The organism is Candidatus Neomarinimicrobiota bacterium (genome assembly GCA_012964825.1).
GTDB lineage: Bacteria > Fidelibacterota > Marinisomatia > Marinisomatales > S15-B10 > UBA2125.
The window spans coordinates 1-9,927 of record DTTI01000006.1; the positions used below are offsets into that span (position 1 = coordinate 1).

The following is a 9,927-nucleotide window of genomic DNA, read 5'->3' on the forward strand; positions in this document are numbered from 1 at the left end:
CCCCGACACGCGGATTATGATTCCGCTGCTCTAACCAACTGAGCTACTCCGCCAAAATTGCGGGCGAAATTAGCCTCTACCCAAGAATATTCAAAAGTTCCAGAGAGAGCCTCACAGCCACACCGGAGGGTCCCGATGGCACGTACGGCCGATCCTTGTCCCACCATGCCGTACCGGCAATGTCAAGATGAGCCCAGGGCGTATCACCTACAAATGCTTTCAAGAATGCGCCGCCGGCAATGGTGCCGGCTTGACCGGTGGCACCTAAATTTTTCACATCGGCAATTTTGCTTTTTACATCATCGCAATAGTCATCCCACAGTGGAAATTCCCAGACCCGTTCACCGGACATTTTACCTGCCTTCAGAATGGATTGAACCAGCTTTTCATCAGTCCCCATGACGCCAGAAGCGACGTGTCCCAGCGCCACAATAACGGCACCGGTGAGGGTCGCAAAGTTGACCATGTACTTCGGATCGTAATGTTTGGAGACATATGCAAGTGCATCGGCAAGAACCAGGCGACCTTCCGCATCTGTGTTAAGTATCTCGATGGTCTTTCCATTATATGCTTTCACGATATCACCCGGTTTGGAAGCGCGGCTGCCGGGCATGTTTTCCGTGGCGGCAATAGCTGCCACAATGTTCCGTTTGGGCTTGAGCCCTGCAACAGCTTTCATAATGCCTAGAACAGTAGCAGCGCCGCACATGTCATACTTCATCTCATCCATTTTTGAGGACGGTTTGATGGATATACCACCCGTGTCAAAGGTGATCCCTTTCCCTACAAAGGCAAACGGTTTATCACCCTTTTTTCCGCCCCTGTATTCCATCAAGATGAACTTCGGCGGCTCATGAGCCCCTCGGGCCACAGATGCAAACGCCCCCATCCCCAGGTTTGTGAACTGATCCCTGTTCATCACCTTGCAGGTCATACCGCCGGCGCGGGCGATCTTGCGGGCTTCACTGGCCAGTCTGCTCGGTGTGGCTACATTGCTTGGATGGGCCGCTAGATCCCTGGCAAGACAGACCGCATCTCCCACCACCTTACCCCGCTTCATCCCGCTTCTGCTGCCTCCACCAACAACGGTAAGTGACTTCAAAACAGTGCCATTCTCATCATCCGTCTTATAATCGAGGAACTTGTAGGAACCGAGAATGGTCCCTTCCACAAACGCCTGTGTGGCTTCGGCTGATGTAAAGTCCATGAGTTCCAGACCTGGAATCTCAGCAGTGGCGGAAGTTTTCTCCTTACTCTGAAGTGTTTTCACTGCCGTACCACCCGCCTGTCGTAATTTTTCCAGATCGAACTCTTTCTTTTTACCTAAGCCAACCAGCAACACCCGTGAGTGGGCTCCGCCGGTGTAGAGCATGAGTGCTTCGTTGGATTTCCCTTTAAAATCACTGTTCTTGATGGTGGTTTTTATAACTCCCTTCAAACCAGAGTTAACATCTTTCCCCAGCGATGAAAGAGCACCTCCTTGGAATACCCCGACTACCAGTGCATCACTTTTCACTTTTTTCCAATGCTGATTTGAAATCTGAACTTTCGTTAATTGTGCCATTTGCTTTTCTCCACTCTCAAAATTCTTTGCTCAAAATTACCCACTAAGTTTGAATGAGTGAACGGGTAAAGCAACCACACTTTAATTCTTCTTGCCACGTTTGTCGACAAGGTGTAAACTATATACGCCTTTTGTATGCTTACTGTGGAACAATGTTAATAGAAAGAGGAAAAATGGAATTCATTACTTTAGAGACTTTAGAGGAGAGCACGCCGTTCTTCAATCTCACAATTCTCAGATGTCCCAAGTGCACAACGCCGTGGTCAGCGGACTATACGGACTATTCCTGGATGCGGGAAAATGATCTCATCGTCTGCAGTTGTGGTGCCGTTATGTGCGAAGTGAATGATCTGAAGGATAACTAACGCTCCTTACCGATTGCGTCCGTTTGGCGGCGGTTGTACTTTTCTGCCTTAACCAAAGTGTAACTAAGCAGGCCCATGCCAAAAAAGTCATCTCTCGTAAGAGATCTCGAGTCGATCCTGGACAGAGACCGTGTCATCTCCCACCCAACTGAACTGCTCGTATACGAATGTGATGGACTAACGCTCAGCAAATATGGCGCCGAGGCGGTGGTACTACCCAAATCCACTGAAGAGGTAGCTGAGATTGCAAAGTGTTGTGTTCGTCATGAAACGCCGTTCCTCGCCCGAGGCTCTGGAACGGGCTTGAGCGGCGGTGCGGTAGCTGCTGAAGGCGGTGTTATCATCCAGATGTCCAAAATGGACAAAATTTTGGATATCGATTATGATGATGAACTGGCAGTTGTCCAGCCTGGCGTCATCAACCTTCATCTCTCCGATACAACCAGTCCTAACGGCTATCACTACGCTCCCGACCCGTCCAGCCAGAAAGCTTGCACCATAGGTGGAAATGTTGCGGAAAATGCCGGTGGTCCCCACACCCTAAAATATGGTGTCACCACCAATCATGTCCTTGACCTCACTGTGGTTATGCCTGATGGGGAGGTCGTCAAACTGGGCGGGCGACCTGAAGACTCAACCGGTTACAATCTTGTTGGACTGTTTGTAGGATCTGAGGGGACACTTGGCATCGCCACAGAAATAACGGTGAAACTGATCCGAAATCCAGAGGCGGTAAAGACATTTCTTGCCTCTTACAAATCGGTGGAGGATGCCAGTAATTCAGTCTCCAGCATTATTGCCGCCGGCATCATCCCCGCCGCCTTAGAGCTCATTGATAATATTGTGATTAAAGCGGTAGAAAGTCACTTGAAAGCGGGCTTCCCTGAAAACGTGGCGGCGATCTTGCTCATAGAAATCGATGGCCTCACTTCGACTCTTTCAGCTCAGGCCGGCAGGATCAGTAATATATGCCGTGATAGTGGCGCTACTGATTTCCAAGAGGCTAAGAGCGATGAAGAGCGGGATCGTCTCTGGCGCGGAAGGAAAGAGGCCATTGGCGCTATCGGGAAAGTGACCCCCGCCTTTTATACCAATGATGGCGTCGTTCCGCGGTCCCGGTTGCCTGAAATACTTAAGTTTGATCTAGAGATAGGAAATCGTCACGGCCTTCGAATCGGGCACCTGTGCCACGCTGGAGACGGCAACATTCATCCTACTATCATGTATGATCCCGATGATGAAAATCAGGTGAAGTCAGCTATAAAAATCTCCCGGGAAATTTTACAAAAATGTATCGATCTCGGTGGAGCACTTTCAGGCGAACACGGCATAGGTACGGAGAAACTGAGTGCTTTTAAGTTCATGTTCAACCATGATGATGAAGCCCAGATGCTTTCCGTTCGGTCGGCGTTCAACCCATCGGGACTGCTAAACCCCAGCAAGATTTTCCCCACCGGTGCAAGATGTGGCGAATCGAAAATCCGAAAAACAGTGGCCGGCGGTGGATGGCTGTAGTTACTGAACCGAAAGTAATCGATCCTACCGAACTAAGTGGGAGCGGTCAGATTCCTGTTGAACGGGTCGCCACTCCCAAAACGCCGGAGGAAGTTGCCAAAATGGTTACTGAGGCTCTCCAAGAAAGCAAGACACTCCTTCCACTAGGTGGCGGACGTGATCTCTTCACCGCTAGAAAAACATTTGACATTGGTATCAGTCTTAAAAAATTGACAAATGGATTCCGCCATACACCTGAAGACTTGACAGCCATCGTTCCCGCCGGCATGCTCTTTTCAGAAGTTCAAGCCAAACTTAGAGAGGCAAATCAATGGATTCCCCTCGATCCTACTGACGAAGGTAATTCCACCGTTGGCGGTATCATCAGCGCCAATCGCTCCGGACCAAGGCGTCACTGGCACGGCACAGCCAGAGACTGGGTCATCGCCACAACGGTGGTAAACGGCACGGGAAAGATCGTCAAAGCAGGCGCCAATGTGGTAAAGAATGTCAGTGGCTATGACTTGAACAAACTGTATATCGGTGCCCGGGGTACTTTAGGAATCCTGCTCAATATGTCATTTAAGTTGGCGCCCATACCCGACAAGCGGGTGACGTTCCGTGCCTGTTTCTCAACACCTGAAGAAGCACTTGGGATGTCAAAGCAGATTAATAAAGCACCAGTCGAAGTTGAGGCACTAACGGTGGTCAAGGGTCGATGGGCGGCCGCCAAGGCGAAACATTGGTGGGTTTTGATTGAACTTATGGGAACAGAACAAAGTGTTGCAGACCAATCAACTGTACTCTCTTCCATCCTTGAAAAATCGTCGGCAAATCGCTGGGGCAAGGCGAGCGAGGACGATACCCAATTCTACTGGAAAACCGCCCAGTTCGGTAACGATGAGGCAGCCCCGTCTTCCACTGAAGCTGCAGTCTCAATCCCAAAGTCGAAAGTTGATAAACTTGTTTGCAATCTTGCAGAAGAGATGCCAGGCTGTTCACTCAAAATTCTCCCCGCCTGCGGCTCAGTCACACTAGAACTCGATGAAAGCTCAGACCGAAAGACATTCATTGATCAGGTTTCAGGGTTGAATGGTGCTGTTGAAATTACCGGAAGCAATGTATCCTCTGCTGAAGACCGGTGGCCGCTGACGCCCCCGTCCCTTCATCTTATGAAACAACTGAAAAAACATCTGGACCCGAAAGGCCTCTTTGCCCCCGGAACATTTGTAGGAGGTATCTGATGGGTGAAGCTGTCGTTACTCCCTTAGCCTCCGCATTTGGTCAAAACGAAAAGCGTTTACTTCAAGAATGTATCCACTGCGGATTCTGTTTGCCCGCCTGTCCCACTTACATGGAAAACGGCAAAGAGATGGATTCTCCCCGTGGCCGCCTCTACTTAATGGCGTCCGCCCTCAACGGCAACGCTTCCATGGATGACGCATTTAGTGAACATATGAAACTGTGCCTTGTCTGCCGAGCGTGCGAAACAGCTTGTCCGTCAGGCGTTCAGTTTGGTCACCTTATGGAGATCACCCGAAGTGCCATGGCAGAAACAAAACTGCCTTCATTCTTTGAAAAGCATTTGCTAAGTAAAGTTCTCACTTCTCATGGCTGGCTGTCGACACTGTTTACCCTAACGCGTGTTTATCAGAAGACAGGCCTCCGGAAACTGTTTTCAACTCGGCCTTTCAACTTATTGGTTCCGCAAAAAGTAAGAACTTTACAGGCGTCCATACCATCTGTACCGCCACGGCGTTTCGGTACCAATGACGACGTACTTTACTCCGCGGTAGGCAAAAAAAGTGGGACAGTGTCCCTTTTCACAGGATGCGTCATGGATCATCTTTATCCGCATGTTCATGCGGCAACGGTTAGGCTTCTCACTTGGTACAATTTTGATGTAAACATTCTGGCAAAACAAACCTGCTGCGGCGCCCTCCACGCCCACAGCGGCGACACACAAACGACCACTGATCTGGCACAGTCAAATGTCGATCTTTTTGAAAATATAGGTAGTGATTTTATTATTATAAATTCGGCAGGATGCGGGGCTCACTTAAAGTCATACTCGAAATATAGGGAAGCGGGGATTTCCGGTAAGATTCTTGATCTTTCTGAGTTTCTGGCCAGGATGGAGACGAAACAGATGTCAAACGGACGATTGTTGAAGGTTGCCTATGATGAACCGTGTCACCTGCTCCACGGTCAGGGTGTATCGGCGGAGCCTAAATCGTTACTTTCACAGATTCCTGGAGTTGAATTGGTGCCACTTAAGGAAGCCGACCGCTGCTGCGGCAGCGCCGGAAGCTATTCTATTACTGAAACGAAAATGTCACTGGATCTTCTGGAAAGGAAAATGAACGCAGTTATGAAAACAGGTGCAGATATCCTGGTGACCGCTAATCCCGGTTGTCAGATTCAGCTGGCCTGGGGTGTCAGGCGCCGAGGAATTGAAATGGAAGTACTGCATCTCGCCCAGTTTCTCGATCGCGTTTTCAGCAATGAACCAGGATACCCCACTGAGCCTATCGCCAAAGCAAACTAATTAAGAGATTTACCGTGGGCCACTTTTACCCACCGGCCACCGCCACCTTTTTTCACAGCCACCATGGTGAATATTGCTTCGCAGACATCTCTTGCATTGCCTCCGGCGTTTTCGGCCCGGACACTCACCCTTACTGTTATTGAAGTGGTACCCGCCGAGATGACAGTTGCATCGAAATTCACCCACTCTCCGCCGAATACCGGTTCGGAGAAAACCACTTCATCAATGGCTTTAGTAACGCCACCTGCTGCCTCCGTCCCTCGGAGAAAACGCTGAATAGCCTTTGCCGCGGCGATGTCCATCCACGATACCATCTTACCACCGAAAAGCGTACCGATGTTGTTCAGATCATTCGGCATAACAAGCTGGCTGTACCTTGCTGTTACCTGTTCCATAATTTCTTCCTCAGATCGATAATTTTGTCAAATGAAAAGAGCCCCGCTGGTCCTACCCTCGAGAAATGTTAAATTCCTCTGAAGAGCACGCCGTGCCAACGGGACTCTAATGAAGTTTAATCTCTCAGAAATTTAGTGTCAATACCAATTTCAAAAAAAAGGCCGGCAATGCCGGCCTTTTTCTACAACTTATACGGTAATATCGCAGCTAAATCGCTTTTTTCTTCGATTTAAGATTACATGAGGCACCTTCCGCGGCAGCTTTGGTTTTTTCAACGCTGTATTCACAAGCAGCCTCATTCACCGCAAAACCAGCGTCAGCAACAGCTTTCACCAGCTCCGCTTTTGCAACTTTGGCGGGATAATATTCAACGATGGCAAACTTACTCTCAAGATTAACTGATACAGTTTTTACCCCATTCTTCCCCGTTAGCGCCGTCTCAACCTTTGTGCAACAAGCACCGCAACGCATCCCTTCTATAGAAATGGACGCTGTTTCAACCGTCTCGGCTTCATAGGTACCACCGACAAGAATAACCATAGCGATGATGATTATTGCGAAAAATGATGTTCTCTTCATTGTCTCATCTCCTCCAATCTTAATTAGGCTGGTAAATGTAAACCCAGATTCTTAAAGTTTCAAGATTATATAATTTTTCAACTGACCGAGGTCGATATGGTCGCTAGCCTCTTTCCTTCTTCCTCATCCACTCTATAAATGAGCCAAAGCCCAAACACAAAAAAAACCAGTATCACCGACACACCCATCCGCTGTGAACCAAACGTACTCGTAAAGATGCCAAGTAATAGCGGTCCCAAGAAGGAAGTCAGTTTACCGGAAAAGGCGAAAAAGCCAAAAAATTCATTGGTATTTGCCTTCGGTATGAAACGAGCCATGAGCGAGCGGCTGGCAGACTGGTTAGGTCCGGCAAAGATACCCACGAGAATTCCAGACGCCCAGAAAAAGGTTTTGTTCGGCGCCGCAACAGCACCCAATGTTGCAACAATGAGACCGAAAAGACTCACAATGATAGTATTTCTTCCACCTAGCCTATCATCAAAAAAGCCCATGAGAAAGGCACCAAGGCCGGCGGTCACATTCAGAACCACGCCGAATATCATGATTTCCTCAAATGTGAAATCAAAGGTGCCGGCTGCATAAATGGCACCGAAAGCAAATATTGTTACCAGTCCATCATTGTAAACAAGCCGTGCAATGAGGAGCCTGACGATCTGGCGGTAGTTTGAAATATGCTGATAGGTATCTTTCAGCTGGATGAAAGAATCATTAATGACCTTCCCCAAGCTTCCTCTCCCTTTTTTTGGCACTTCCCGTACGGAAAAAAAAAGTGGCAGACTGAAAACGGCAAACCACCCCGCCACCAAAATGTTCGTGGCCCTTATGTGTTCACCATCCCGGGCCAAACCGAACCAAGGTGTTTCGGGATTAACAAAACCGACCATGGCTATAAACATGGCGAGCAACCCTCCCACATAGCCAAAGCTCCAGCCGTATCCTGAAATTCTACCCACCTTTTCCTGAGGCGCAATTTCTGGTAGATAAGAATTGTAGAATACACTGCCCAGTTCAAAACAGACATTACCAACGACGAAAAGAATCAGCGCTTCGCGGATCATTCCTTCCGTTGGGTAATAGAGCAGAAATGTTGCCGCAACTGAAATTAGTGTGGTGGAGATCAGCATCCGCCGCCTGAGACCCGTCTGGTCAGCTATCGCCCCTAAAATGGGCGATAAGAGTGCGATCAGAATTGCACTGATGGATATACCTCTGGACCAAAGTAAGGTACCCGTAATTTCATCCGGGGCAATGGCCTGGGTGAAATAGGTGGAATAGATAAACGTAACAACAAGGGTGGTAAATGCGGAATTGCCGAAGTCATAAAAACACCAGCTGATGGTCTGGGTTCTGTTCTTCTGCTTCAAGTCTTATCCCTCTACCAGAACTGAAAGTATGTCACAAAGGAAACCCTTATCTCCACGGCGTGCCAGGCATGCCGAGTAAGTACGGGTAGTGTTACTGAAAGTTCAGCTTCAAACGGCGTAGAACCAAACTGATTCATGGGATCGGTGTTTTGGAAAATCAGCGCAAGATCCTGAAAGATCATCACACTCCGCGTATCGTAGTCCTTTCTCAAGTCAGTACCCCCGGCCATCCATTCATTCCACCGCTTATCCTTTGAATAGTAACTGTCCCGCCTTTTCAGATACCAGGTCTGCCCCGCAGAAATTTTCAGCTTTCGGGGAATCAACTCCAGCGATCCCACCAGTGAGCCAAACAATTCATCACCACGGTGAAATCTGTACACTTCTCCAATTTGTGAGAGTATGGAATCGTGTTGTACCGAAAAAGTGCCTCTAGGTGTAACCCTCGGCCAGAACTTGGCCTCAGTATTAAACTTGAACGCCGTTGACCAGTTGACCTTCACTTCCCTTGATCTGACAGTTCTGTAGAACTCCCCAAACAGTGAAAAGTGTAAAGCGGAAACTCCTTCTCCCAGTTGAAGTTGGGAAAATTGTTTTGGACGGCCGCTGTCACCATCAACTTTATCAGGATTAAATTTACTGATAAGCTTCGCCGTTGGGATTGTCATGCCGATCCCACCGTAAACAGAAAAGAGAGACTCCCCGGCCCAAATCGGTGAACCAAGTAGATGAAAGTTGAGGCCCCAGCGAATGTCTCCAAGTCCCGATGTGGATCGATTGGGATGGTAGAATTTCATTAGAGAATCAATGTTGGTTGTGTCCTTATCAGAGTTTGAAAAAGGGTTGAATTGAGCGCCGGTAATGGATGTACCTAACGGGTCAAGGCCCTGCTCAAGCACCCAGAGGACAGATGCCGCCCCATTAGTGGTGTAGAACGCATCGTAAACAGCCTGAAGCTTACCGGCAAAATAGGTATCGAGACTGTCGTAATATTGGGGGGAGGCGAAGAAATTTTCAAACTTCGCCTTGTTGGTTGTGTGATAATCGATAAATCCTTCTAGGTCAATGTTTTCGGAATGACTTGCCCGCCACCCCCATTCATTTGTTTGCGTGGCACTGGCATAGTTGGGGATTCCCAGTGTCAGTGTAACTCGCTCTGTAAGACCGTACTCAAAACGGATACGGGTGAGTTGTCTCTCCATAGTCCTTTTCGTGTTGCTGATATAACCGCCGATTGTGACTGAATCGGGACCGAAAAAATTTTGGCTGAAATCAGCCAGTGTATCTCCCCAACCGATTGCCGCCTGTTTTAATTGGAACTCTTCAATCACTTTGTTAGTCATGTCTGTGGCACTAACATACTGCTCGTTCAGCCTCACAAGATCTTTTTTCGATTCGGGGTTTAGGTGATCGAAGTACTTCAGCCCGTAACCGTCCAGTGTAAAATATTCATCTGGCAATCCCTTCTTCCCTCCAGCACTGACCCAATTTTCTGACGATGCCTCCTTCACCACCGAAATTCGCCAGACATTCTTGGGCAAGGTAAAGTGTGCCTGACCATATAATTGCCCGGCAAATAAAATCCACACTGTTGCCGCCGACTTAACGGTCTTCATA

9 protein-coding genes are annotated in these 9,927 nt (G+C 48.5%); 4 read left to right on the forward strand and 5 right to left on the reverse strand.

The annotated features are described in order from the left end of the window. Window positions 1-76: 76 nt before the first annotated feature. A complete protein-coding gene (locus EYO21_00405; protein HIB02276.1) occupies window positions 77-1,564 on the reverse strand; it encodes a leucyl aminopeptidase in 1,488 nt (495 codons plus the stop codon). A gap of 173 nt (window positions 1,565-1,737) precedes the next feature. Between EYO21_00405 and EYO21_00410 the strand changes: the two genes are divergently transcribed. The 4 genes from EYO21_00410 (at window position 1,738) to EYO21_00425 (ending at window position 5,971) form a co-directional block, all read left to right on the forward strand. Next, the gene (locus EYO21_00410; protein HIB02277.1) at window positions 1,738-1,929 is read left to right on the forward strand and encodes a hypothetical protein; all 192 of its coding nucleotides are present in this window, start codon (window positions 1,738-1,740) and stop codon (window positions 1,927-1,929) included. A gap of 75 nt (window positions 1,930-2,004) precedes the next feature. Further along, complete coding sequence (locus EYO21_00415) at window positions 2,005-3,444, forward strand: FAD-binding protein (protein ID HIB02278.1); 1,440 nt, start codon at window positions 2,005-2,007, stop codon at window positions 3,442-3,444. Then, the gene (locus EYO21_00420; protein HIB02279.1) at window positions 3,393-4,667 is read left to right on the forward strand and encodes an FAD-binding oxidoreductase; all 1,275 of its coding nucleotides are present in this window, start codon (window positions 3,393-3,395) and stop codon (window positions 4,665-4,667) included. The genes EYO21_00415 and EYO21_00420 overlap by 52 nt, the downstream gene beginning before the upstream one ends. Continuing rightward, window positions 4,667-5,971: a (Fe-S)-binding protein gene (locus EYO21_00425; protein HIB02280.1), complete on the forward strand. Its 1,305-nt coding sequence runs from the start codon at window positions 4,667-4,669 to the stop codon at window positions 5,969-5,971. Before EYO21_00420 ends, EYO21_00425 begins: the two co-directional genes overlap by 1 nt. Here the strand turns inward: EYO21_00425 and EYO21_00430 are convergent. From EYO21_00430 to EYO21_00445, 4 genes are all read right to left on the reverse strand, one after another. Next, window positions 5,968-6,366 (reverse strand): acyl-CoA thioesterase, encoded by a 399-nt coding sequence (locus EYO21_00430; protein HIB02281.1) that lies wholly within the window; start codon window positions 6,364-6,366, stop codon window positions 5,968-5,970. The two genes, EYO21_00425 and EYO21_00430, sit on opposite strands and share 4 nt — an antisense overlap. 208 nt (window positions 6,367-6,574) lie before the next feature. Next, the gene (locus tag EYO21_00435; GenBank protein HIB02282.1) at window positions 6,575-6,946 is read right to left on the reverse strand and encodes a copper chaperone; all 372 of its coding nucleotides are present in this window, start codon (window positions 6,944-6,946) and stop codon (window positions 6,575-6,577) included. Window positions 6,947-7,023: 77 nt separating this feature from the next. Then, the gene (locus EYO21_00440; GenBank protein HIB02283.1) at window positions 7,024-8,310 is read right to left on the reverse strand and encodes an MFS transporter; all 1,287 of its coding nucleotides are present in this window, start codon (window positions 8,308-8,310) and stop codon (window positions 7,024-7,026) included. Between the two features lie 11 nt (window positions 8,311-8,321). Further along, on the reverse strand, window positions 8,322-9,926 hold the full coding sequence (locus EYO21_00445) for a hypothetical protein (GenBank protein ID HIB02284.1): 1,605 nt from the start codon (window positions 9,924-9,926) through the stop codon (window positions 8,322-8,324). Window position 9,927 lies beyond the last annotated feature (1 nt).